The organism is Nocardia sp. NPDC051570, assembly GCF_044454005.1.
GTDB lineage: Bacteria > Actinomycetota > Actinomycetes > Mycobacteriales > Mycobacteriaceae > Nocardia.
Genome location: NZ_JBITDI010000006.1, coordinates 158,846 through 180,767 on the forward strand (window position 1 = coordinate 158,846; position 21,922 = coordinate 180,767).

Annotated in this window: 20 protein-coding genes, 1 tRNA gene and 1 pseudogene; 10 read left to right on the top strand and 12 right to left on the bottom strand. The window is 66.7% G+C overall.

The window, feature by feature from the left end:
• Positions 1-321 (bottom strand): hypothetical protein, encoded by a 321-nt coding sequence (locus ACIA76_RS16920; protein WP_397152729.1) that lies wholly within the window; start codon positions 319-321, stop codon positions 1-3.
• Positions 322-704: 383 nt separating this feature from the next.
• Here ACIA76_RS16920 and ACIA76_RS16925 point away from each other — a divergent pair, with 383 nt between their 5' ends.
• The gene (locus ACIA76_RS16925; protein ID WP_397152730.1) at positions 705-1,268 is read left to right on the top strand and encodes a DUF4254 domain-containing protein; all 564 of its coding nucleotides are present in this window, start codon (positions 705-707) and stop codon (positions 1,266-1,268) included.
• Here the strand turns inward: ACIA76_RS16925 and ACIA76_RS16930 are convergent.
• The 3 genes from ACIA76_RS16930 to ACIA76_RS16940 are packed head-to-tail and all read right to left on the bottom strand — an operon-like array spanning position 1,265 to position 3,802.
• Entirely contained in the window at positions 1,265-1,585 is a 321-nt protein-coding gene (locus ACIA76_RS16930; protein ID WP_397152731.1) for a hypothetical protein, read from the bottom strand. The genes ACIA76_RS16925 and ACIA76_RS16930 overlap by 4 nt on opposite strands.
• On the bottom strand, positions 1,586-2,734 hold the full coding sequence (locus ACIA76_RS16935) for a fatty acid desaturase family protein (protein ID WP_397152732.1): 1,149 nt from the start codon (positions 2,732-2,734) through the stop codon (positions 1,586-1,588).
• Positions 2,735-2,749: 15 nt separating this feature from the next.
• On the bottom strand, positions 2,750-3,802 hold the full coding sequence (locus ACIA76_RS16940) for a ferredoxin reductase (protein ID WP_397152733.1): 1,053 nt from the start codon (positions 3,800-3,802) through the stop codon (positions 2,750-2,752).
• 173 nt (positions 3,803-3,975) lie between these two features.
• Between ACIA76_RS16940 and ACIA76_RS16945 the strand changes: the two genes are divergently transcribed.
• The gene (locus ACIA76_RS16945; protein ID WP_397152734.1) at positions 3,976-4,590 is read left to right on the top strand and encodes a TetR family transcriptional regulator; all 615 of its coding nucleotides are present in this window, start codon (positions 3,976-3,978) and stop codon (positions 4,588-4,590) included.
• A gap of 3 nt (positions 4,591-4,593) precedes the next feature.
• Here the strand turns inward: ACIA76_RS16945 and ACIA76_RS16950 are convergent, their stop codons facing one another.
• Positions 4,594-5,358, bottom strand: a complete 765-nt coding sequence (locus ACIA76_RS16950; protein ID WP_397152735.1) for an SDR family NAD(P)-dependent oxidoreductase — start codon at positions 5,356-5,358, stop codon at positions 4,594-4,596.
• A gap of 129 nt (positions 5,359-5,487) precedes the next feature.
• Positions 5,488-6,402 carry a helix-turn-helix transcriptional regulator gene (locus ACIA76_RS16955; RefSeq protein ID WP_397152736.1) on the bottom strand — a complete coding sequence of 305 codons (915 nt, stop codon included), beginning with the start codon at positions 6,400-6,402 and terminating at the stop codon, positions 5,488-5,490.
• Positions 6,403-6,504: 102 nt separating this feature from the next.
• On the opposite strand from ACIA76_RS16955, the gene ACIA76_RS16960 reads away from it, so the two are divergent.
• The 4 genes from ACIA76_RS16960 (at position 6,505) to ACIA76_RS16975 (ending at position 11,317) form a co-directional block, all read left to right on the top strand.
• On the top strand, positions 6,505-7,917 hold the full coding sequence (locus ACIA76_RS16960) for an MFS transporter (protein WP_397152737.1): 1,413 nt from the start codon (positions 6,505-6,507) through the stop codon (positions 7,915-7,917).
• A 202-nt stretch (positions 7,918-8,119) separates the two neighbouring features.
• On the top strand, positions 8,120-8,686 hold the full coding sequence (locus ACIA76_RS16965) for a PadR family transcriptional regulator (protein ID WP_397152738.1): 567 nt from the start codon (positions 8,120-8,122) through the stop codon (positions 8,684-8,686).
• Between the two features lie 4 nt (positions 8,687-8,690).
• Positions 8,691-10,727: an FAD-dependent oxidoreductase gene (locus tag ACIA76_RS16970; RefSeq protein WP_397152739.1), complete on the top strand. Its 2,037-nt coding sequence runs from the start codon at positions 8,691-8,693 to the stop codon at positions 10,725-10,727.
• Complete coding sequence (locus ACIA76_RS16975; RefSeq protein WP_397152740.1) at positions 10,724-11,317, top strand: VOC family protein; 594 nt, start codon at positions 10,724-10,726, stop codon at positions 11,315-11,317. Before ACIA76_RS16970 ends, ACIA76_RS16975 begins: the two co-directional genes overlap by 4 nt.
• Positions 11,318-11,374: 57 nt before the next feature.
• Here the strand turns inward: ACIA76_RS16975 and ACIA76_RS16980 are convergent.
• Positions 11,375-11,428, bottom strand: a pseudogene (locus ACIA76_RS16980) (hypothetical protein); the annotation flags it as partial.
• A 419-nt stretch (positions 11,429-11,847) separates the two neighbouring features.
• Here ACIA76_RS16980 and cmrA point away from each other — a divergent pair.
• Positions 11,848-12,642, top strand: a complete 795-nt coding sequence (gene cmrA / locus ACIA76_RS16985) for a mycolate reductase (RefSeq protein ID WP_397152741.1) — start codon at positions 11,848-11,850, stop codon at positions 12,640-12,642.
• A 162-nt stretch (positions 12,643-12,804) separates the two neighbouring features.
• A complete protein-coding gene (gene lysA, locus ACIA76_RS16990) occupies positions 12,805-14,148 on the top strand; it encodes a diaminopimelate decarboxylase (protein WP_397152742.1) in 1,344 nt (447 codons plus the stop codon).
• A gap of 111 nt (positions 14,149-14,259) precedes the next feature.
• On the opposite strand, the gene ACIA76_RS16995 is transcribed toward lysA, so the two are convergent.
• A complete protein-coding gene (locus ACIA76_RS16995) occupies positions 14,260-15,948 on the bottom strand; it encodes a helicase HerA-like domain-containing protein (RefSeq protein ID WP_397152743.1) in 1,689 nt (562 codons plus the stop codon).
• 132 nt (positions 15,949-16,080) lie between these two features.
• Between ACIA76_RS16995 and orn the strand changes: the two genes are divergently transcribed.
• Together orn and ACIA76_RS17005 are read left to right on the top strand one after the other, a co-directional pair.
• Complete coding sequence (gene orn, locus ACIA76_RS17000) at positions 16,081-16,710, top strand: oligoribonuclease (protein ID WP_397152744.1); 630 nt, start codon at positions 16,081-16,083, stop codon at positions 16,708-16,710.
• Between the two features lie 54 nt (positions 16,711-16,764).
• Positions 16,765-16,837: transfer RNA gene (locus ACIA76_RS17005), tRNA-His, on the top strand.
• A 101-nt stretch (positions 16,838-16,938) separates the two neighbouring features.
• Here the strand turns inward: ACIA76_RS17005 and ACIA76_RS17010 are convergent.
• The 4 genes from ACIA76_RS17010 to ACIA76_RS17025 all read right to left on the bottom strand — a co-directional run bounded on the left by ACIA76_RS17010 (position 16,939) and on the right by ACIA76_RS17025 (position 21,675).
• Positions 16,939-18,114, bottom strand: a complete 1,176-nt coding sequence (locus ACIA76_RS17010; RefSeq protein ID WP_397152745.1) for a hypothetical protein — start codon at positions 18,112-18,114, stop codon at positions 16,939-16,941.
• 136 nt (positions 18,115-18,250) lie between these two features.
• Positions 18,251-18,451, bottom strand: coding sequence for a hypothetical protein (locus ACIA76_RS17015; RefSeq protein WP_397152746.1), 201 nt, complete (start codon positions 18,449-18,451; stop codon positions 18,251-18,253).
• Between the two features lie 52 nt (positions 18,452-18,503).
• Positions 18,504-20,207: a replication initiator gene (locus ACIA76_RS17020; protein WP_397152747.1), complete on the bottom strand. Its 1,704-nt coding sequence runs from the start codon at positions 20,205-20,207 to the stop codon at positions 18,504-18,506.
• A gap of 268 nt (positions 20,208-20,475) precedes the next feature.
• Positions 20,476-21,675 carry a cell division protein FtsK gene (locus ACIA76_RS17025; protein WP_397152748.1) on the bottom strand — a complete coding sequence of 400 codons (1,200 nt, stop codon included), beginning with the start codon at positions 21,673-21,675 and terminating at the stop codon, positions 20,476-20,478.
• Positions 21,676-21,922 lie beyond the last annotated feature (247 nt).

Consider the following 21,922-nt stretch of genomic DNA (forward strand, 5'->3'; position numbering starts at 1 on the left):
CTATTCGGGCATGGTGCCCTGAGCGGAATACAGGCTGACCGCGCCTTCCTCGTTGAGGAAGGCGTTCACCAGCATGATGCGGTCGGCATGCAGCTGCTCGAGGTCCGGGGCCGCCGTCGTCACGGAGATCTGCGGGATGGCGGCCCAGTTCACCACATAGCGCTCGGGCGGGCCGTCGGTCCCGGACATATGAGCGAGGCGGAAGACCGATACGGCACGGCGCTCCATGAGGTTTCGCACCACTTCGGCAATCCGCTCCGGATCCTCCAGGGCGAACAGAAAGCCGAAGGTCAACTCGGGTGAAGAGACGTAGGCGGCCACGAGGTGACAGGCTATCGGACCGAGACGTTTCGGTACCGCAACGAACGGGTACCTGTTGGCTACCGACGCGGTGGAGCCTCGATCTTCTCGTTCATGTAACACGGCTGTAATGCTGTATAACGATTACCCAGCAGCTTCGGCAGTTCGAGCGTAGTCGGTTGCGCGCGTTGCATGGACGCGCTTTCCTGAAGAGGTCCTGCTTTCCCCGGACAGTCTTCTCTCGCATCGTCGCGGATTTCCCGGTTTCCTCTGTGCCGTGAGCTGTGTGGGGTCTGTTCGTGTCCGGGTCAGCGGGGCTGCGCCGGAGCCGAGGGGAGCCCCTCCCCGTAAACCCCCTCGGCCCTGGCGTATCCAGTCGGGACTATATAAAAGGGTGGGGCACCATGGCGACCGAAAACAACGGCCGCAGCGGATACGGTGAACTGCCGTCCGTCGCGGTCGTGTTGCGAGCCTTCCGAGAACCGGTCGAGAGCATCCGGACGGATCATCGCGTACTCGAGGCGGCCCATCAACTCGCGCAATGCCACGAACTGCGACGATCCGCTCATCAGGACGCGCACGCCCCGGACGCGCCCAGTTCACATGTTGCCGCGTGTAGTCACTTGCTCGAGGATATCGACGCCGATCGCGCGAAACTCATCGCGCGCATCGACAATTGGGTCGCCGAGAACATCCCGCATCGCCGCGGGGCCTCACTGCATACCGAGACCCTCGGCGCGGTGATCGATCGCATGGCGGAGAAGTGGGTGGCGGCGCAGCATGCCATCGGGCTGCCCGCCCGCAACGGCAATGGCAACGGCAAACGCGCGCGGGCCACGGTGATCACCCGTCGCGGCGTCGACGGCGAGGCGCACCTGCAATGGGTCCGCCTCGCCGAACTCGCCGACGGCTACAAGGATCTCATCACCGACGTCATCGAGCATCGGCGCCGGTTGCCCGTCTTCTAACGACCGTCGTCGACGATCTCCACATCGGCGTCGATCACCGGCTGCGCGGCGTTCGCCCGGGGTGCGGGCGTCGGCTCGTCGATCAGCACATCCGGCTCCTCGCGTCCGGCGTTGACCCGCTCGGCCGCCTCCTGATCGCGCCGCGCCGCCACGGCGGCCTCGCGCATCTCGATGGCGTCGGTGACCCATTCACCGATCTCGCGGGTCACCTCCGCGACCGTGCCGGTGATGATGCTCGTGATATTGCCCACGCGCCGTGCCCCGGAGGACGTCAGCTCCTGGATCAGATCCTTATTGCTTTCGAACTTCCCGACCATTTACCCGCCCACTTCACTAGGTTGCCGCTCCCGCATCACGATAACACCAGGTTGTGAGGGTTTCCCGACGAGCGCGGGCGGCAGCGCGAGGCGCAGGATCTTGGCCCAGACCGAGCCGATCTGACGGCTGAACGGGCCGGTGTTGTAGGGCAGGCCGTACTTCTCGCACAGCGCGCGGACCTCCGGAGCGATCTCCGGATAGCGGTTGGCGGGCAGATCCGGGTACAGATGATGTTCGATCTGATGCGACAGATTGCCGGACATGATGTGGAACAGCTTGGAACCGGTGATATTCGACGAGCCCAGCATCTGGCGCACGTACCACTCGCCGCGGGTCTCGTTCTCGGTCTGCTCCTCGGTGAACGTCTGTACGCCGGAAGGGAAGTGGCCGCAGAAGATGATCGAGTACGTCCACAGGTTGCGGACCAGATTCGCGGTGGCGTTCCCCGCCAGGGTGGACAGGAACAGCGGGCCGGTCAGCAGCGGGAAGACGATGTAGTCCTTGAGCACCTGCCGTCCGGCCTTGCGGAACTGGCCCTTGAGCAGCCGTTTGATATCCGACCACTTGCGCTTGCCCTGCACGATGTTGTCCACCTCCAGGTCGTGCAGCATCACGCCCCATTCGAAGAACAGCATCAGCGCGAATGCGTACACCGGATTGCCCAGGTAGTACGGATTCCACTTCTGTCCCTCGTCGATGCGCAGGACGCCGTAGCCGATATCGCGGTCGCGGCCGTGGATGTTGGTGAAGGTGTGGTGCATGTAGTTGTGCGAATGCCGCCACTGATCGGCCGGACAGACCGTATCCCATTCGAACACACGGGAATTCAGGCCCGGCTCACGCATCCAGTCCCACTGGCCGTGCATCACGTTGTGGCCGATCTCCATGTTGTCCAGGATCTTGGAGACGCTCAGCGCGGCCACCCCGGCCAGCCAGAACGGCGGCAGGAAGCCCAGATACATCAGGCCGCGCCCGGCGATCTCGAAGCCGCGCTGCGCCTTGATGATCGAGTAGATGTATTCGCGGTCGCGCTCGCCCAGATCGGCGGTGAGCCGCTCGCGCAGCGCGTCCAGTTCGCGGCCGATTTCCTCGACCTGCTGGGGGCTGAGCACCAGCGGGCCGTCGGTGGTTTCGGTGAGTATGGCCATAACGGTTCTCCTCCTTCAGATTTCGATGTCTACGTCGCCGACCGCGGCGCTGATGCACAGCTGGATCGGCTGATCGGGGTCGTTGTGCAGGTCGCCGGTGCGCAGATCGCGCGTGCAGCCGGACCGCTTGACGGCGGTGCAGGAGAAGCAGATTCCCATCCGGCAGCCGTATTCCGGTGTGAGGCCCGAATTCTCGGCCTGCTCCAGCAGGCTCGTGCCGGAGTTGTCCGCCCGGACGCCGCTGGCCGAGAAGGTGGTGGCGCCGGACACCTCGGCCGGATCGACCGGCATGGTGGTGAGGGTGAATTCCTCGCTGTGCACCCGGTCACCGAGGTCCTCGGCCTCGAAGACGGTGCGTACCGCGGTCATCAGTGACGACGGTCCACAGACGAAGGTCTGCGCGTCGGCGAACCACGGCGCGATGCGCTCGAGCTGATCGAAGTCGAAGTAACCGTACTGCGAGGGGCAGTACAGCGCGATACGAAAATTGTTGTGGCGCTGGGCGATAGCGTCGAGTTCGGCGCGATGGGGCACCTGCTCCGGCGACTTCGCGTAGTGCAGGAACACCACTTCGCCCGGATAACCCTCGGCGGCGAGCGTCTGCAGCATCGACAACACCGGCGTGATCCCGCTGCCGCCGCTGATCAGCAGGATCTTGTCCGGGCGCGGCTCGGGCAGGGTGAAGCTGCCGCCGGCCGGGGCCAGATCCACCACCATGCCGGGCTGGGCATGGCGGTAGAGATGTTGCGAGACCAGGCCGTCCGGATGCGCCCGGACGGTCAGCCGCAGCCGCCGATCGCGACCCTGCGGATCGGTCGGCGAATAGCACCGGGTGTGCTTGACGCCGTTGATCAGCACGCCGATCTGGACATACTGCCCGGCCCGATGGCCTGCCCACTGCCGGTTCGGGCGCAGCGTCAGCGTGACCGATCCGGGCGTCGAGCGGCGCACGTCGGTGATCTCGGCGCGCAGATCGCGCAGGGTCAGCGTGGGCCGCACCAGTTCCAGATAGCGATCGAGCGGATGCGGCGAGGTCAGCGTCTGCACCAGGTCGATGAGTCCCACCATGTGCTTCCAATCCGTCCATGGGGTCCCGGCATGCTCTTCGCCGGGATCCGGTGCACATCTGTACACTGACTTAGTGTGCCCCGCCCTCCCGCAGTTATTCAACCTGCAGGGGCTGTGACCGACACAACAAGCAACTGAGGGGACCCATCGTGAACGGATGTATGCTCATCGAGATGACTGAGCAGGTGGAGACCCGAGTCGAGCGTAAGGAGCGCACCCGACGCGCGCTACTGGACGGCACTCTCGCGCTCGCCGCCGATAGGGGTTTCGCCGCGCTGAGCCTGCGCGAGATCGCTCGTTCGGCCGGCATCGTGCCGACCGCGTTCTACCGCCACTTCACCTCGGTGGACGAACTGGGCACCGGCCTGGTCGACGAGGGCGTGCGGCAATTGCGTTTGGCGCTGCGGGAATTGCGCCGCACCCCCGACGCGCGACTGGCCGAGACCGTGCGCTTCGTCTTCGCCCAGGTCTCCGGTCGCGAGGATCTCTTCGGCTTCCTGGTGCGCGAACGGCATGGCGGATCGGCCACGCTGCGCGGCGCGATCGCGGTCGAGATGCAGCTCATCACCAGGGAACTGGTGGTGGACCTGTCGCGGATCGGGGCTCTGGACAGCTGGTCGTCAGAGGATCTGGAGCTGGCGGCCGATCTGCTCGTCTCGACGGTCGCCGATCACGTCGCCGACTACGTCTCCACTGCCCCCGCGGATCGCCCGGCCCTCGTCGAGCGCACGGTCGGCCAGGTCCGGCTCATCGCCCTCGGCATGGCCGCCTGGCGTACGCGGGGCTGATCCTCAGCGGCTCTCCGGATCCAGCGCCAGCACCGAGCGGCCGCCGTCGACGGGCAGACTCACCCCGTTGACGAAGCTCGCCTCCTCCGACAGCAGAAAGTCCACAGCGGCGGCGATCTCGTCACTGGTGGCGACGCGGCCGAGCGGATGTACGGCGGCCATCTCCCGCTCCACCGCATCCGCGGCGGCGGGCGCCAAGCCGGCCAGATACTCCGAATAGCGTTCGGTGGCAACCGTGCCCGGCGCGATGGCATTGACCCGAATGCCGTGGCCGCCGTATTCGACGGCCAGCGCGCGGGTCAATCCCTCGATCGCCGCCTTGGCCGTGCTGTAGGGCAGCGCTCCCGGCACCGCGCGGCGCGCCTGATGCGAACTGATGTTGACGATCGATCCCCCGATGCCCGCAGCGAGGAAGCTGCGGACCGCGACGGCCGATCCGGTCAGTGCCGGACGCAGATTCGCCTCGATCAGCTCGAGAATCCGTGCGGCGGGCGTGGAATCGACCGAGGCGTCGCGGAATATCGCGGCATTGTTCACCCAGCCCACCAGAGTGCCCGCGCGCCAAGCGACCTCGGCGGCCTGTTCGACCACCTCCTCCACGCCCGCATCGCCCTGCACGAGTGAAATCCGCTCCCCCATCCAGGGCGGACCGGCCAGCCCACCGGTATCGCGCTCTACCACGACCACGTGCCCGCGCACCAGCAAACGCGTCACGATCGCCCGCCCGATCCCCCGCGCGCCGCCGGTCACGACGTAGGACTGCGCCATCAGCCCATGGTAGCCAAGGGTTTTCGAGTTAGCCGCCGATTCGCAAGCATACCGTCACGGTACCGGGCGAGTCGGCTCGCGGGTCTGGGCCCACCGCCAGCAACCGCCTGGATTGCCAGCAATCCCCGATCAGGCGCCGACCCGGGCGTGGACCCGCTCGTAATGCTCCTGCCATGGCCTTTCGCGTTCGGCCACCGTCATCGCCAACAGGGCGCGCAGCTTAGCCCACGCCGAATCGTCGGCGGGAGTGAAGATCTGGACCCACGCGCCCGCGATGGTGGGCAGCGACATGCTGGTGAGAACGACCTCGACATCCCCGGCCGCCAGATTGCGGATCATGCGATACCGGCCCAGCGGCGAGGCCACATCATTGCGCGCCCAGAGTGCGGCGAATCGCGGACTGCGGGCGCACAGATCCTCGACGAACCGCGACCACTCCGGATCGTGCAGATTCCTGGCGTAGGCACTGCGCAGGAAACCGACCATGTGGGAGAGGTGGTCGGGCTGCGCGGGACACGGATTGCAGCAGTCCGGACGCAGGAAGACCCGGCGCAGTACATTGCGATCGCCCTCGACGAATCCTGGGGTCAGTGCCGCATAGGCGGCGTTATAGGCGAGCACGTCGTAACGAGCCGACAAGAGCGCGGCGGGCAGCGGATGCAGATGGTCCAGAATGCCCTGCAGCTCTTCGGGAATGGACTCCTCGGCATACCCACTGGGCACCGTGGGCACCTCGGCGAGCCGATACAGATGTGCGCGCTCGATCGGATCCAGCGCCAGCGTGCGGGCGATCGCATCGAGCACCTGCACGCTGACATTGATCTCGCGCCCCTGTTCGAGCCAGGTGTACCAGGTGACGCCCACCCCGGCGAGCTGAGCCACCTCCTCGCGCCGCAGCCCGGGCGTGCGGCGGCGCGGTCCGGCGGGCAGGCCGACCTCGGCAGGCGTGATCCGGGCCCGCCGTGATTTCAGGAATGCGGACAGCTCGCCACGGCGCGCCTTGCGGACCTGTCTGGGATCGATTACCTGCTCGGTGGCTGTCATCGGTTCATGGTGCCGCACCCGGCATCGGGTATCCAGGTGCTGCCACTACCGGTATGAGTGGGCTCCTGTTACCGGGATCGGCGCTCGCGCAGGCTCTACGGCATGACACGGTCGCTGCCCCAAGCTCCACCGACACCGACGCTTGCCCCCTCCCCTCGCCACACCTACGGCCTGCTCGCCGTGCTGTTGTTCGGCCAGTTCATGGCGGTGCTCGACGCCTCCATCGTCAATGTCGCGATTCCCTCGATCCGGATCTCGCTCGGTGCAACGGGTTCGGGGCTGCAGCTGATCGTCTCCGGCTATGTGATCGCCTATGCGGTGCTGATGGTGACTGGTGCGCGCCTGGGCGACCGGTTCGGTCAGCGCGCGATGTTCCTGACGGGTCTGGTCATCTTCACCGTGGCCTCGCTGGCGTGCGGACTGGCCTGGAATGCGGGGGCGCTCATCGGATTCCGCGTCGTCCAGGGTGTCGGCGCGGCGGCGATGGTGCCGCAGGTGATGACCCTGATCCAGAAGACGTTCTCCGGCACCGCGCGGGCCCGGGCGCTGTCGGCCTATGCCGCGGTGATCTCCGGGGCGATGGTGGTCGGGCAGATCGTCGGCGGCCTGATCGTCAGCGTCGATGTGGCCGGAACCGGTTGGCGCGGCGTATTTCTGGTGAATGTACCGATCGGCCTGGCGTTGCTGGCGGTCGCGCCGCGGATACTCCCCGCCGCGACCGTGCGGATGCGGCGGACGCTGGATCTGGCCGGATTGGCCGTACTCACCCCTGCGGTCCTGCTCCTGGTCCTGCCGCTGGTGCTCGGCCACGAGCAGCACTGGCCCGCGTGGACCTGGTTCGCATTCGCCTGCGCCGCGGCAGGATTCACCGGATTCGCACTGGTCGAGCGGGGTGTGCATCGCCGCGGCGGTGAGGCGCTGTTCGCCGAGCAGGTGCTGCGCGCGCCCGGGTTGCTCTGGGCCGCGGCCGCGATCTTCGTGGTGATGACGACCTTCAGCGGCTGGCTGTTTCTGATGGCCATCCATCTGCAGGGCACGCTCGGATACACCGCACTGCATGCCGGACTGCTGTTCGCCCCCAACGGCGCGCTGTTCGCCCTCGGCAGTATGAACTGGAAGCGGGTGCCGCAGCGCTGGCACGGCGTCATGATTCCGGCGGGCCTGATCCTCGCCGCCGCCACCATGATCGGGCTCGGCGTGCGGCTGGGCGCGGGGCACGGCATGGGCGTACCGGAGCTGATGCTGTCGGCCGCACTGGGGCTCGGCTACGGAATCTCGTTCAGCCCCTTGATGAATCGGGCGCTCGGCAAGGTGCCCCCGACACTGGCCGCCGATGCCAGTGGCATCCTGGCGACCGGTTCGCAGCTGGGCATGATGGCCGGCGTCGCGGCCTTCGGATCGGTATACCTGTCGCTGGCCGGATCGGGCGCGACGCACGCCGCGGGCAGCACCTCGATCGTGGTGGGAGTGACGGCAGTGGCCGCCGCGGGACTCGCTGCCCGCTCGCTGCGCTGACGCCGCCGGAACAGAAAAGCACCCCGCGAACCTCCCGGATTCGCGAGGTGCCTTTCCCGTATCCAAGATGGTGCAGAGCACCCGCGGTTGATGATACAGAAAGTCTCAATTACCTTCGCGGTGAACAGGGAAATTGGTCCGGAAATCACGTCCCTTATGCACCGAGTTGCATAGTACACAGGGTAGCAGTTACCCTCGCGGCATGGCCCTCGAGCATGCGCTGCTGGTATCGCTGACCGAGCGCGCCGGCTCGGGCTATGAGTTGGCGCGGCGCTTCGACCGGTCCATCGGCTTCTTCTGGAGCGCCACCCATCAGCAGATCTACCGGGTGCTCAAGCGCATGGAGGAGCACGGCTGGATCAGCGGCGAGGCCGTCGCGCAGGAGGGCCGCCCGGATAAGAAGGTCTATACCGTGAGCCCGGCCGGACGCGCGGAGCTGCGGCGCTGGATCGCCCAGCCCAGCGATGACATCGGCCCGATGCGCAGCGAACTCGGCATCAAGATCCGCGCCGCGGGCCACGGTGATGTGGCCGCGCTGTGCGCCGAGGTGGCCCGCCACCGCGAGCAGCATGCGCAGCGGCTCGAGGTCTTCCGACTCATCGAGAAGAAGGACTTCCCCGACCCGACCCGTCTCACCGGCGCGGCACTGCATCAATATCTGGTGCTGCGCGGCGGGATTCGGGCCGAGGCGGGATTGATCGAATGGTGCGACGAGGTGCTCGACGGCCTGCGCCGGGACCTGTCGCCACAGCCCCCGACCGAAAGGTGAGCCCGTGACCTCGCACTCCTATCCGCACCTGTTCGAACCGCTGAACCTCGGCCATACGACGCTGCGCAACCGCGTGGTCATGGGCTCCATGCATACCGGCCTCGAGGATCGGGCCTGGGATGTCAACAAGCTGGCCGCGTACTTCGCCGAGCGCGCCCGCGGCGGCGTGGGCCTCATCATCACCGGCGGCTACGCCCCCAATCGCGAGGGCTGGCTGCTGCCGCTGGGCGCCAAACTCACCAACCGCACCGAGGCGTATCGCCATCGCGCCATCACCAAGGCCGTGCACGCCGAGGGCGGCAAGATCGCACTGCAGATCCTGCACGCCGGGCGCTACGCCTATGTGCCCTTCAGTGTCTCGGCCTCCTCGATCAAGGCGCCGATCAATCCGTTCAAGCCGCGCAAGCTCTCGGCCAAGGGTGTCGAGCGCACCATCGACGACTATGTGCGCTGCGCGAAGCTGGCGAAGTTCGCGGGCTACGACGGCGTCGAGGTGATGGGCGGCGAGGGCTATCTGATCAACCAGTTCCTCGCGCCGCGCACCAACAAGCGCACCGACCGCTGGGGCGGCTCGGCGGAGAACCGCCGCCGCTTCCCGCTCGAGATCGTGCGGCGCATGCGCGCGGCCGTCGGCGAGGACTTCGTCATCGTCTTCCGGTTGTCCATGGCCGAATTCGTCGAGCACGGCCAGACCGAACCGGAAATCCTCGCGCTGGCAACGGAATTGGAGGCCGCCGGGGTCAGCATCATCAATACCGATATCGGCTGGCACGAGGCCCGGGTGCCGACCATCGTCACCTCGGTTCCCCGAGCCGCTTTCGTGGAGTTCACCGCGAAGATCAAGGCGCGCGTGGGCATTCCGGTCTGCGCGTCCAACCGCATCAACATGCCCGAGACGGCCGAGGAGATCCTCACCCGCGGCGATGCCGACCTGATCTCGCTGGCCCGGCCGCTGCTGGCCGATCCGGAGTGGGCGCGCAAGGCCGAACAGACCCGCGACGACGAGATCAACACCTGCATCGCCTGCAATCAGGCCTGCCTGGACCACGCGTTCGTGCACAAGACCGTGTCATGCCTGCTCAATCCGCGCGCCGGACACGAGACCGAACTGGTGCTGCTGCCCACCCGGCGCATCAAGCGCGTCGCGGTGGTCGGCGCGGGCCCGGCCGGACTGTCCGCCGCGGTCAATCTGGCCGAACGCGGTCACAAGGTCGATCTGTTCGAGGCCGATGACAAGATCGGCGGACAGTTCGATATCGCCCGGCGCATTCCGGGCAAGGAGGAGTTCAACGAGACCCTGCGCTACTACACCCGCAAGCTGGAACTGAGCGGTGTGCGCGTATTCCTCGAGCGCCGGGTGACCGCCGAGGAGCTGATCGGGGGCCGTTACGATCATGTGGTGCTTGCCACCGGCGTGCGCCCGCGCATCCCGAACATCCCGGGCATCGATCATCCCAAGGTGCTCACCTATTCCGAACTGGTCCGCGAGGGCCGTCCGGTCGGCAAGAAGGTCGCCGTGATCGGCGCGGGCGGAATCGGTTTCGATGTCAGCGAATTCCTCACCGTGGAGGGCCATCCCGCGCTGAAGCTGGACGAGTGGAAGCAGGAATGGGGTGTCACGAGCGATGATCCGAACGCGCCGGGTCAGCTCACCGCCCCCAGGCCCTCCCCCGCCGCGCGGGAAGTCGTTCTGCTGCAGCGTAAGTCGGGATCGTTCGGCAAGAGCCTGGGCAAGACCTCCGGCTGGGTGCACCGGGCGGCGGTGAAGGCCAAGGGCGTCGAGCAGATCGGCGGGGTCAACTATGAGCGCATCGACGACCGCGGCCTGCACATCAGCTACGGCGAGAAGCGCCAGCGGCCCACCGTCATCGAATGCGATAACGTGATCCTCTGCGCCGGACAGGAATCGGTGCGCGAGCTGGTCGAGCCGCTGAAATCCGCGGGTGTGTCCCTCCACCTGATCGGTGGCGCGGATCTGGCCGCCGAGCTGGACGCCAAACGCGCGATCGACCAGGGCACCCGGCTGGCCGCCGCGCTGTGACCGCGCTACTGGACCGGATCGGCCTGCCCGGCGACGAGAAGTCCTGGGCGGCACTGGGTTTCGACCTCGATGCCGGACATATGCGGATCGGCGCGGTGTCCTGTGTGGTCGGCGCGCAGCCGAGCTGGGGCTTCGACGAGGTGCACGCCGATCCGTCGATCCTCGGCATCCCCGAGGTCACGGCCGCCGAATCGGGCGGCGCCGGTGCGCATCCCAACGGGGTGAGCTTCGTCGATCATCTCGTCTACTGGGTGCCCGACCTCGACGAGACCGTCGCGGGACTGAACGCGGTGCTCGGCGCGCAGCCGCGCCGCCGCTTCCATCCGCGCGGCCCCTCGGGTCCCGAGATGGCCTTCTATCGGGTCGGCGAGGTGTTCATCGAGGTGGTCGCCGCGGGCGATCAGCCACCGATGCTCGCCGGAATCGCCTTCGGCGCACCGGATCTCGATGCCACCGTCGCCGCCGTCCGGGCGGCGGGCGGGCCGATCAGCGATCCCAAACCGGCCGTACAGGGCGGGCGGATAGCCAGCGTCTGGACCGGACACGTCGGCTGGGGCGTCGCGATCATGGAGCCGAAGCAGCGCTCGTAGCACCGTCACCGTGGCGCCGTCGTTGCCGTTCCCTTCGACCACACCAGGCAGATACCGTTCCAGTGGCGCGTCACACTCCACGTCCCCCTCGGAAACAAGCTGGCCGAGCACCGTCGCGACGAAGGTTTCGGTGTTGCTCCGGATCCGGATGTGGTCGCCGCGACCTGCGCACCACGATGGATCACCTCGTCGAGGGCCCGCGCCAGACCCGCCCGCCCCGGCACGGTCACCGGATCACCCACGCCCGCATCGCATCCCACAACGGCACCCACCAGCGCCGCCGCGGTCGCGACCGCGGCCACGCCTCGCCGAAAACCCTTCGCACGCACTGTCTTTCCCTCCGGAGCCCATGCCGTCCCGTGCGGGCCGCGGCCTATCCACCACATTAGGAAAAACGCCCCTCGTCACCCATCCGGCGACCACCCGTCTTCGCGGTGCGGGATCCTCCCCGCCCACGGTGGTGCTACCCCCCACCCCACCGCCGTGACGGCAGGGAACCGGCGGCGGCATCGACCGGTAGGCTCCCCCGCGTGAGCCTTCCCGCACCCACTCCCGAGAATCGTGCCGTTGTCACCGGAGCCTCCTCCGGAATCGGAACCGCGCTGGCCGAGGAGCTGGCGCGGCGCGGCTATTCGCTGATCCTGGTGGCCCGCCGGGGTGAGCTGCTGGCCGCATTGGCGCAGCGGCTGACCGAGCGGTACGGGATCACCGCCGAGGTGCGGGCGGTGGATCTGTCCGACCGCGAGCAGCGCGCGCCGCTGACCAGCGAACTGGCCGGACGCGATATCGCGATCCTGTGCAACAACGCCGGGGTCGCCACCTTCGGCCCGGTCGCCGAGCTCGACGCCGACTTCGAACGCTCGGTCATGGAGCTCAATGCCGTTGCGGTGCACGACCTCACGCTGGCCGTGCTGCCCGGCATGATCGCGCGCCGCGGCGGTGGCATCCTCATCACCGGCTCGGCCGCGGGCAATATGCCGATCCCCAACAACGCCACCTACGCCGCCACCAAGGCCTTCACCAACAGCTTCTCCGAATCCCTGCGCGGAGAGCTGACCGGCACCGGCGTCAACGTCACCCTGCTGGCCCCGGGCCCGGTGCGCACGGACAATCCGGACCAGGAGGAGGTGAGCACCAAGATCCCCGAGTTCATCTGGGTCACGGCCGCCGCCACCGCGAAGATGTCCATCGATTCGCTCGCCCGCAACAAGATGCGCGTGGTCCCGGGCCTGATCAGCAAGGGTATGAGCGTCGCCGGACAGTACGCGCCCCGCGCGCTGACCGCGCCGATCGTGGGCTCGTTCTACAAGAAGCTGGGCGGCTGAGGGGTCCGAGTTCTCCCGGTCACATCGATATCAGCGCCGCATCAAGATAGCCGGGCGCGGTGTCAAGGGCGCGTAACGGGAAGGTTCTTCCAGGCGGAATCGGCGTAGTCCTGCAGATGGCCCCGCAGTTATGGAGAAAGCGGGGAACTCACAGGAGAGCCCGTGACGCTGCTCGAGATCTTCCCGTCATTGCGGTCGGGAATGCCGTCTCCACGAGTGGACACCTCAGTTTGGCCGTGCGAAACCCACTACGACGACCTCGGCCGGATCACTGTCGGCGGCGTAGCCCTGGCCGATATCGCCGATCAGTACGGCACACCCACCTACGTTCTGGACGAGACCGAGATCCGCCGGCGCTGCCAGGCCTACCGGAAGTACTTCCCCGACGCCGAGATCATCTACGCCGCCAAGGCCCTGATGATCAAGTCGGTGGCCCGCTGGGTCAGCGAGGAGGGCCTGTCGGTGGACGTATGCTCCTCCGGCGAGCTGGCCATCGCGCTGGCCGCCGATGTCGATCCGCAGCGCATCGTGCTGCACGGCACCGGTAAGCCGTTCTGCGAGCTCGAAGCCGCGGTGGCCGCGGGCGTGGGCCGGATCGTCATCGATTCGCTCACCGAGGTCACCCTGCTGGCCGCCCTGGCCACCAAGCCGCAGCAGGTGCTGCTGCGGCTGTCTCCCGATATCGACGTCCACGGCCACCCGGCCGTGCGGACCGGGGTGACCGATCAGAAGTTCGGTCTGCCGCTGGGTAGCGCCCAGGCCGACGAGGCCATCGCGCGCATCATGCGCCACCCCAACCTGCAGCTGGTCGGCCTGCACTGCCATCTCGGCTCGCAGATCCACGACCCCGACCACTACGGGGAGGCCGTGCGCCGCATGGTCGCCGAAATGGCCCGGATCAAGCGCGAATACGATGTGACGCTCACCGAGCTCGACCTCGGTGGTGGACATGCGGTCGCCTATCGCTGCGGCGATGCGGAGATGAATCTGATCGAGCTGGCCGACATCATCGACGACGCTCTCGACGCCGCCTGCGCGCTGAACCGCTATCCGCGCCCGCATATCGCCATGGAACCGGGCCGGGCCATCGTCGCCCATGCCGGTGTGACCCTGTATCGGGTCATGGCGATCAAGCACATCGAGGGCGGCCGCACCTACGTGATCGTCGACGGCGGCATGAACGACAACCCGCGCGTCGCGCTCTACGGCGCCCGCTACGACGCCGTGGTCGCCAACCGCCACCCCACCGGCCCGCATATGACCGCGACCGTCGCCGGACGCTACTGCGAGGCCGGCGACATCCTGGCCGCCGATATCAGCCTGCCCGCCGACCTGCGCCCGGGCGAGGTGCTGGCGGTCCCGTGCACGGGCGCCTACCACCACAGTCTGGCCTCGTCCTACAACGGCGTCGGCCGCCCGCCGATCGTCTCTGTGCGCGAGGGCCGCTGCCGTGAGGTCCTGCGCCGCGAGACCCCGGCCGATCTGCTCAGCCGCGATCTGGGCTAAGTGGGGGCCGGACCCGACGGACCCGACCGGCGACGGCAGATCGACCGCCCAGTTCCCTCCGGGAACCCCTCCTGAGCGAGCGACCTGCCGGACAGCGGCCGGGCCGTCGTTTCACCTCTTCCTGGTACCGAAGATGCTGCGGCTGATCTCTCTGCCCGCGGCGGTGGCCGCGGAACGCAGGAAGCTCTTGACCGCCGGATTGCCCATGATGCGATCGGCGGCCGAGGGCTCCTCCTTGGCAGGCTTCGACGGTTTCGGTGAATCCGGTTCGGCCTTGGCCACTTTCGCGGACAGGATCTCGTAGGCGGATTCCCGGTCGATGGTCTGCCCGTACTTGCCGTACAGCGCACTGGATTTGGCCCGCGAGCGGATCGCATCGTCGCCGATGGTGTCCATCAGCGAACGCGGCGGGCGCAGCCTGGTCCAGGCGACGGGCGTGGGCGCGCCCTTTTCCGAGAGCACCGTCACGACCGCCTCGCCGATACCGAGCGAGGTCAGCGCCTTCTCGAGGTCGTAGACGCCGGTCTTGGGATAGGTGCGCACCGTCTTGGACAGCGCCTTCTGATCATCGGGGGTGAAGGCGCGCAGCGCGTGCTGGATGCGCGCACCCAGTTGCGACAGCACCGGATTCGGGATGTCGGTGGGCAGCTGGGTGCAGAAGAACACGCCGACGCCCTTGGAGCGGATCAGCTTCACCGTCTGCTCGACCTGATCCAGGAACGCCTTGGACGCATCGTTGAACAGCAGATGCGCCTCGTCGAAGATGAACACCAGCTTCGGCTTGTCCACATCGCCGACCTCGGGCAGGGTCTGGAACAGATCGGCCAGCACCCACATCAGGAAGGTCGAGAACAGCACCGGCCGCGCCGACTGCGCACCCAGTTCGAACAGCGTGATCACGCCCTGCCCGCCCGCCGTACGCAGCAGATCGGCCGGATCCAGTTCGGGCTCACCGAAGAACGTATCGCCGCCCTCGCCCTCCAGATTCACCAGCGCGCGCAGGATCACCCCGGCCGTGGCGGCCGACACACCGCCGATGCCCTTGAGATCCTCCTTACCCTCGGCGCTGGTCAGATGCTGGATGACCGAGCGCAGATCCTTCAGATCCAGCAGCGCCAGGCCTTGTTTATCGGCCCAGTTGAAGATCAGGCCGAGGGTGGATTCCTGAGTCGCGTTGAGCCCCAGCACCTTACTGAGCAGCACCGGACCGAAGGAGGTGATGGTGGCGCGGATCGGGATTCCGATGCCCGCGGTGCCGAGGGAGACGAATTCGGTCGGGAAACCCGTAGGGGCCCAGTCGGTGTCGCCGATCTCCGCGGCCCGCGCCGCGAGTTTGTCATTGGCCGCGCCCGGTTGCGACAGACCCGACAGATCACCCTTCACATCGGCCAGCACGACCGGGACCCCGGCGGCGGACAACTGTTCGGCGATGCCCTGCAGCGTCTTGGTCTTACCCGTACCGGTGGCGCCGGCGACCAGGCCGTGACGGTTGACGGTGCGTAGCGGAATGCTCACGCGCGCAGTCGAATCCACCTGTCCGTCGATCATCACCGCGCCCAGCTCCAGGGCCGCGCCCTCGACCGCGTAGCCGGCCGCGATCTCCTGCGCCGCGGCGGAACCCTTGCCGCTGGAGCCCTTTTCGGTGCCCTTACCCGAATCCGCCTTCTTGTCCGGGGTTTTCGATTCCTCGGCGGCCTCCTTCTCGGCCGCCTCCGCCGCCGCCTGAGCCTCGGCGGCCACGCGGGCCGCCTCCTCGGCCGCCTTACGTGCCGCCGCCGCCTTCTCCGTAGGAGTAGTCATCGCCGATCCTCCGTCCGCCCTGCCAACTACGCGCCAACATTGCCGATCTATCCGGACCAAGCTCGAATGCTGCGCACACCATATCGAACGCAGTGGATAAACCCGGCAGGTCAACCCAGTAATGTGGCGCGAGTGTCCGACAAACTCATGGTGTGGATCGACTGCGAGATGACCGGCCTACGCCTGGACAGCGACAAGCTGATCGAGGTGGCCGCGCTCGTGACCGACAGCGACCTCAACATTCTCGGTGAGGGCGTGGATATCGTCATCCACGCCGACGATGCCGCCCTGGCCGCGATGCCGCCCGTGGTCCAGGAGATGCACGCCCACTCCGGGCTCACCGACGAGGTGCGCCGATCCACCGTCACCCTGGCCGAGGCCGAACAGCAGGTCATGGACTACATCAAGGAATGGGTGCCCACGCCCCGCACGGTCCCGCTGGCCGGCAACTCGATCGCCACCGACCGCGGCTTCCTCGCCCGCGATATGCCCGCCCTGGATTCCCACCTGCACTACCGCATGATCGACGTCAGCTCGATCAAGGAACTGTGCCGCCGCTGGTACCCCCGCATCTACTTCGGCCAGCCCGAAAAGGGCCTCACCCACCGCGCCCTGGCCGATATCAAGGAATCCATCCGCGAACTCGAGTACTACCGCCGCACGGCCTTCGTCCCCGCCCCCGGCCCCTCCACCACCGAAATCGCCACCATCGCCGCCTCCCTGACCACGCCCGTCGAAACCCCCGCTGACCAGCCCGATTAGGTCCCGTACCCGAACACGCGTTACGATCTAGCGCGCCGGATTCATCCGGCAATGGTGGCTGTAGTTCAGCTGGTAGAGCACCAGGTTGTGATCCTGGGTGTCGCGGGTTCGAGTCCCGTCAGCCACCCTCCAGGGGCAGGTCAGGAAGCATTTCCGACCTGCCCCTTCACTTTGATTCGAGGTTTTCCAACTCTATTCCAACTTTTCCGGCCGCCCCACGCCAACCAATCATGAGGCATAGACGTTGAGCACGTCACGGTTGTCCGGTACCTCCGGCGCCCGGTCGACGTAGTGCTGAGCGGTCACCCGTGAGCCCGCCGCGTGGTTGAGCTGGCGTCCGGCGGCATCAACGCCCTTGGCCTCCGCCGTCGCTGTGGCGACCGTCTTCCTATAAGTACGGAGCGTGATGTCGGCGAACTCGGTACCCCGCGCCGACCGCCACAACCGGTTGAAGTTGTTCGGGTTCTTCACCTGCCCGTTTCGCGCGGTGAAGATCAGCCCCTGAGTCGGCTTTCCGGCGGCCTCCCACCGGCGACACAGCACTTTCACTGCGTACCACGGGAGCAGCACCGTGTACGCCTTGCCGTCACCGACCTTCAGCCAGGACTGGCGCACCCAGCCTTTGCCTTTGATCGGCACCACTGTGCCGGAGATCGTCAGCCGCACCTCGGGGCCGACGGGGTAGTCCTCTTCGAGCCGCCAGCGGTCGGTGTCGAAGTCCAGGCCGTCGACTTCTTCCCACAGGAAGGCGAACACCTCATGCGGGCGGACACCGCCCGATCCCGCGGCCATGTCCATGACGTCCAGTAGCTCCTGCGCGTTGCGTTTCGGACCAAATGTGTATGCGGGCGTCCCCGGAATCGCTTCGCCACGGCCCCACCGCTGCACCTGCGCCCGCAATGCCCGCAATCGTTCCCACGCCGCCGCTTTCGGCTTGGTCTGCTTCCGTCGCATCGCGCGCTTGCTGACCCCGTTCACCGGGTTGTCACCCTTGACCGCGCCATGTCGTTTACACAGGTCCAGGGTCTCGCCGATGATCGTCTTGTGCCAGCGAGCCTTTCGCTTGTGCCCGAGAACAGCGATCGAGGTGAAGTAGGCATCCAGCACCGGAGTATCCAACTCCCGTATCCGGTACTGCCCGAGACTGGGCCGAATCTTGATCGCATCCGGATCTGCGCGCTTGTCGGCGGACCGCTCTATCTGGCGCTTGTACCCATCGATGGTCTGCTGCGCCATCGTCTCGTCGCGCCCCAACTCGTCGATGTACTTGTCGAGAGCCACACCGAAACGCGTATCCGGCGTAAGACGGCCCTCCTTCGCCGCCCTGTTGGGCATCTGACGATCTTCGAGCTTCCGCCGTAGCTTGGCGCGAGCTTTCGGCTCTGTTGCGTCCCAGGTGTCCACTACGCGGCTCACGCCGTCGGTGTCTCGATACTTGGTCCAGGCGCGGGCCTTCTTCTTGGCCGGATAGTATTTGCTGGTGATCGTGCCGTACTGACCGATCTCTAGTCCTACCTGGGGCATTGGCGGCTCCTTGTGATCACGGAGGGGTGAATTGCGCCGCTTCCCATTCGAAGTAGTCCTTCGCCGGATAGCGGACGCGCCCACCTTCGACACGGACGAACGGCGGCCCTTTCGGCGGTTCCATGGCTGCCCAATTCCTGAGCGTCTTCTCCGACAGCTTCAGTCGCCGAGCGATTTCGGCACGGGTGAAGACTTGATCTACGTCGCTGGTGAGCACAACGAATCTCCTTGGAACGGCCCGTGATTGGCAAGCACAAGATCGTTTGCCGTCAGGTAACTGGACCATCCTGCCCGTCGCCGGTACTTCTGATTGCCGAAGAATTCGCGCCCCGAGCGCCCGGCGGCGGTTCGACCGCTGGGAGTGCTCTGTCGTATTCGGCTTGCCATCCGATGCGTTCGGCTATCGCGGCCAGTAGCAGTCGCGCCCGGGAGGGGACGCGGGTACCGGGGGCAAGGGTGGACCAGGTGTAGCGGCGCGGATCGGGTGCGGGTTTGTCGATCCCGGCCGCTGCGAGGGTGCGGCGCACGAATTCCATACGGTCGGCCTTGTGGTCACCGAGGGTTTTGCCGGTCCAGCGTTCCGAGGTCAGCACCCGCCGCCCCGGCAGTCCGAGGGTTTCGCGGCGGTGCGCGCGCCCCTTGCAACGGCCCGGTTGCGTGCGCGCGCCCGCGCCTTTGGGCACGATGCCATGCAGCAGCCACACCGCGCATCGTTCCGAACATGGTGTACGGCAAAGTGTTTCGTGTAACCGGTCGTAATGATCGGCCTGACGCGCCGATCGTGGTTCCAGGATTTCGTCCACTGATTTCGTCAGATACTTGGCCAGATATCCGATCGATCTATCGGCTGCGGGGGTCCCGGCGAGAATGCCTTTCGAGTCGACTTGTACCCCGAAGCGGACCGTGTGCGCGGGCTGCGCGTCCTCGGCGAACGTGGCTTCGATCGCTTCGTCCCAACCTTGCAGCGGTGCCCGGGTGCTGGGATCGACGAACGTCTTGGCGTCGCGGTCGAACACCGGTAGCCGGTCGTCGTCGTAGACGTGTGCTCCGGGTTGTGGCCACCACATTTGGTGGTAGGTGGCGGCAGTGATTTGGCGGATGATCCGGTGCGGGATGGCACCGCGGATCGCCAGATGCACATGGGGTGCCCCGCGCCGCTGTGGCTCGACGGCAGCGAAATACTGTAAGCGCACCCCGGTTGCCCTCCGGAGGGTTTGAACCCACCTGGAGAAGAGCCTCGAGAACCCGATCGCATCCCAGGCCGCTGCCTCATAGTCGTAGGTGTCGGGGTCTATCGGGGTGCCGTCGTCACGGCAGACCCTCCCGTATCCGGGCAGGGTGAGTGTGACCATCATCGAGGGCCGGAACCTGCCCGCGTACTGCCGCCCGATCGTGCGGTCCGAGATCGGCAGACGCGGCAGATCAGCCGCATCCTCACGCCGCCGCGTGGACCTGCGCCGCGCACCGTCGCTCGCCTCGATTTCGCTCCCGCTCGCACCCGGGTCGCTGGCGTCGTCGGCGGGGTCGGCGGCCGGCGGTTTTCCCCACATCCCCAGTTCGGTCAGTTGCTTGTCCGTCCACGCGATCTCCTCGCGCAGTTCGGCCTGTTCGGCGGTGTCGCCGTCGCGATGCGCGGTCGCCAGGGCGGCCACCAGATCGGCGCGGTAACACATCAGCCCGGTCTGATCGAACGTCGGGCGCGCTTTCGGGATCTCGGGTTCCCGCTCGGCGTGCCAGCCCTCTCGGCACTGGGCCAGCCGCAACGCTTTCGCCTTCTTGGCACACGGGGGACACTTCGATTCCTGGGTGTGCCCGCACGGCACCGTCACCAGCTCCCGCGCTCCGGTCACGGTGTCGCGGCGCTCCAAAACCACGGGCCGGATACACACCCGGTATCGCAAGGCGGTGGTGACCACCACGTCATCGAAGAACGGGTCTTTCCCCGGTACCCCGGTGTCGCCGATCTCGGTCATGTCGAAAACTCCTGTCACTCAGCCGAATCCGCGACTCGCGGCACGGGCGATCAGGAGTCGATCAGCGCATCGCGCCGCGAGTCGCGGGGGTGAAACCTCAACTGCCGGAACAGGATTCAGAATGATTGTGACCACCGCCGACTACGGTGTCTCAAAAGGATTAGGGGCGCTATCTCGCGCAAGGGCCGCAACAGGGAAATGATCAACGCGGCATCTTCCACACTACGCCCGTCCAGCGGCCGGGCGTCAATGCAGGTACGACAGGGGGTTACCGGCGGGGGTTGTCGCCGTTGGTGTTCTTGGTATCGCCGTAAAGGTAATGGTCGAGGTCGAGGACGATCGGCCCCCCGCCCACCCGGTCGCCGGTGTACCGGCGTCGTGGGCGATGGGTGGCAAGCAACCACTCGATGTCATCGTCGGTCACCTCGAACGCACGAACCCGCTCGATTTCCGCTACCTCTTCCTCCTGTTCGTTGCGGTCCGGGTCCGACAGGTCCGCACCCGGGGTGATCTGCACATACAGCACACCCGGGGTCTTCGGCGAGATCAGATCCGCCATCGCGCCCCGATCCCGGGCGGTCGACCCGAGCAGCATTCCCACTTGCGTCGATTCGAGCAGCCGCATCGCCCCACGGGTCGGGAACAGCTGCCGCAGCCGCACGACTTCCTTGGAGGGATCTTGCACGAACCCCGTGACCACGACACCAGCCGCGCGTCCCATGGTCAGAATCAGGCCCAACAACCGGTCGATCTCTTCCTTGACCCGCTTGTCAACGAAATACTCAGTCAGAGAAGCAAATTCGTCGATCACGAGAAGGATCATCGGTTCCTCCGGCGACGGATACACCTTACGGTGCGGGGTGGGCCGGATGCGTTCCATCCGGGCCAGCAACACTCGCGCTGTTTCCCGCAGCAACTCGAGCGCGCCGCGCGTGTTGTCGTAGGCGAACCGATCGAACCAGCCCATTCCGCGTCCGAATTCCGCGCCTCCCTTCGGGTCGATCACCCAAACCACGACAGAGCCGTCCGCGATCAACGGCCCCAGCGCAGCGATGATCGACCAGGCGACCGAGCCCTTACCGGCCCCGGTCACACCGCCGAACAGCAGGTGCGTACCCAGCAACGCCAGCTGCCACGGTCTCCCGAGCTGAGTCAACCCTACCGTAACCTCTTCCAGGTCAACGGTTTCCGCGTCCAACACCACCCTGGGCAGCGGGATCGACTTGCTCAGCATGTCACGCTGGATCACTTCCAGCCGCACCCGACCCGACTGTGCATGGCGCACTCGTAATCCGATCGCGCGGAACGAATGTCGTAGCTTCTCACTCTGTGCTTGCCACGTCTCCACATCTTGGCCGTGCAACAACTGCACTTCCAGGACGTCGACGACCCTGCCGATTCGCATGCTGACCACTGCCGGAGTCAGCACCCTGTCATTCAGTTCCGCGGTCAGGCCCTGCAACGCCATGGCCGCCTTCCAGCGACTCGCGTAGCGCCACCACCGGAACCAGCGTTGCCGTATCCGATCGGTCACCCACCGGTCGAACGAGGCGGGCCAGAACCCCGCCCACGTGGTCCAGGCACCCAGCGTCGCCCCTGCGGCCATGACTCCGTAAGGCCAGCCCAGCCACCAGCCCAGCGCGATCGCTGCCCCAACCGGTAGCGACAGCATCGGGAACAACAGCGCCCACCACACCAGCAGCACCGCCGCGAGA

What these genes read in the sequence shown, in the direction of transcription:
- ACIA76_RS16925 (WP_397152730.1), top strand. Translation starts at nt 705, where the DNA reads ATGGCGACCGAAAACAACGGCCGCAGCGGATACGGTGAACTGCCGTCC.
- ACIA76_RS16930 (WP_397152731.1), bottom strand. Translation starts at nt 1,585, where the DNA reads ATGGTCGGGAAGTTCGAAAGCAATAAGGATCTGATCCAGGAGCTGACG.
- ACIA76_RS16935 (WP_397152732.1), bottom strand. Translation starts at nt 2,734, where the DNA reads ATGGCCATACTCACCGAAACCACCGACGGCCCGCTGGTGCTCAGCCCC.
- ACIA76_RS16940 (WP_397152733.1), bottom strand. Translation starts at nt 3,802, where the DNA reads ATGGTGGGACTCATCGACCTGGTGCAGACGCTGACCTCGCCGCATCCG.
- ACIA76_RS16945 (WP_397152734.1), top strand. Translation starts at nt 3,976, where the DNA reads ATGACTGAGCAGGTGGAGACCCGAGTCGAGCGTAAGGAGCGCACCCGA.
- ACIA76_RS16950 (WP_397152735.1), bottom strand. Translation starts at nt 5,358, where the DNA reads ATGGCGCAGTCCTACGTCGTGACCGGCGGCGCGCGGGGGATCGGGCGG.
- ACIA76_RS16955 (WP_397152736.1), bottom strand. Translation starts at nt 6,402, where the DNA reads ATGACAGCCACCGAGCAGGTAATCGATCCCAGACAGGTCCGCAAGGCG.
- ACIA76_RS16960 (WP_397152737.1), top strand. Translation starts at nt 6,505, where the DNA reads ATGACACGGTCGCTGCCCCAAGCTCCACCGACACCGACGCTTGCCCCC.
- ACIA76_RS16965 (WP_397152738.1), top strand. Translation starts at nt 8,120, where the DNA reads ATGGCCCTCGAGCATGCGCTGCTGGTATCGCTGACCGAGCGCGCCGGC.
- ACIA76_RS16995 (WP_397152743.1), bottom strand. Translation starts at nt 15,948, where the DNA reads ATGACTACTCCTACGGAGAAGGCGGCGGCGGCACGTAAGGCGGCCGAG.
- ACIA76_RS17020 (WP_397152747.1), bottom strand. Translation starts at nt 20,207, where the DNA reads ATGACCGAGATCGGCGACACCGGGGTACCGGGGAAAGACCCGTTCTTC.
- ACIA76_RS17025 (WP_397152748.1), bottom strand. Translation starts at nt 21,675, where the DNA reads ATGGCGTTGCAGGGCCTGACCGCGGAACTGAATGACAGGGTGCTGACT.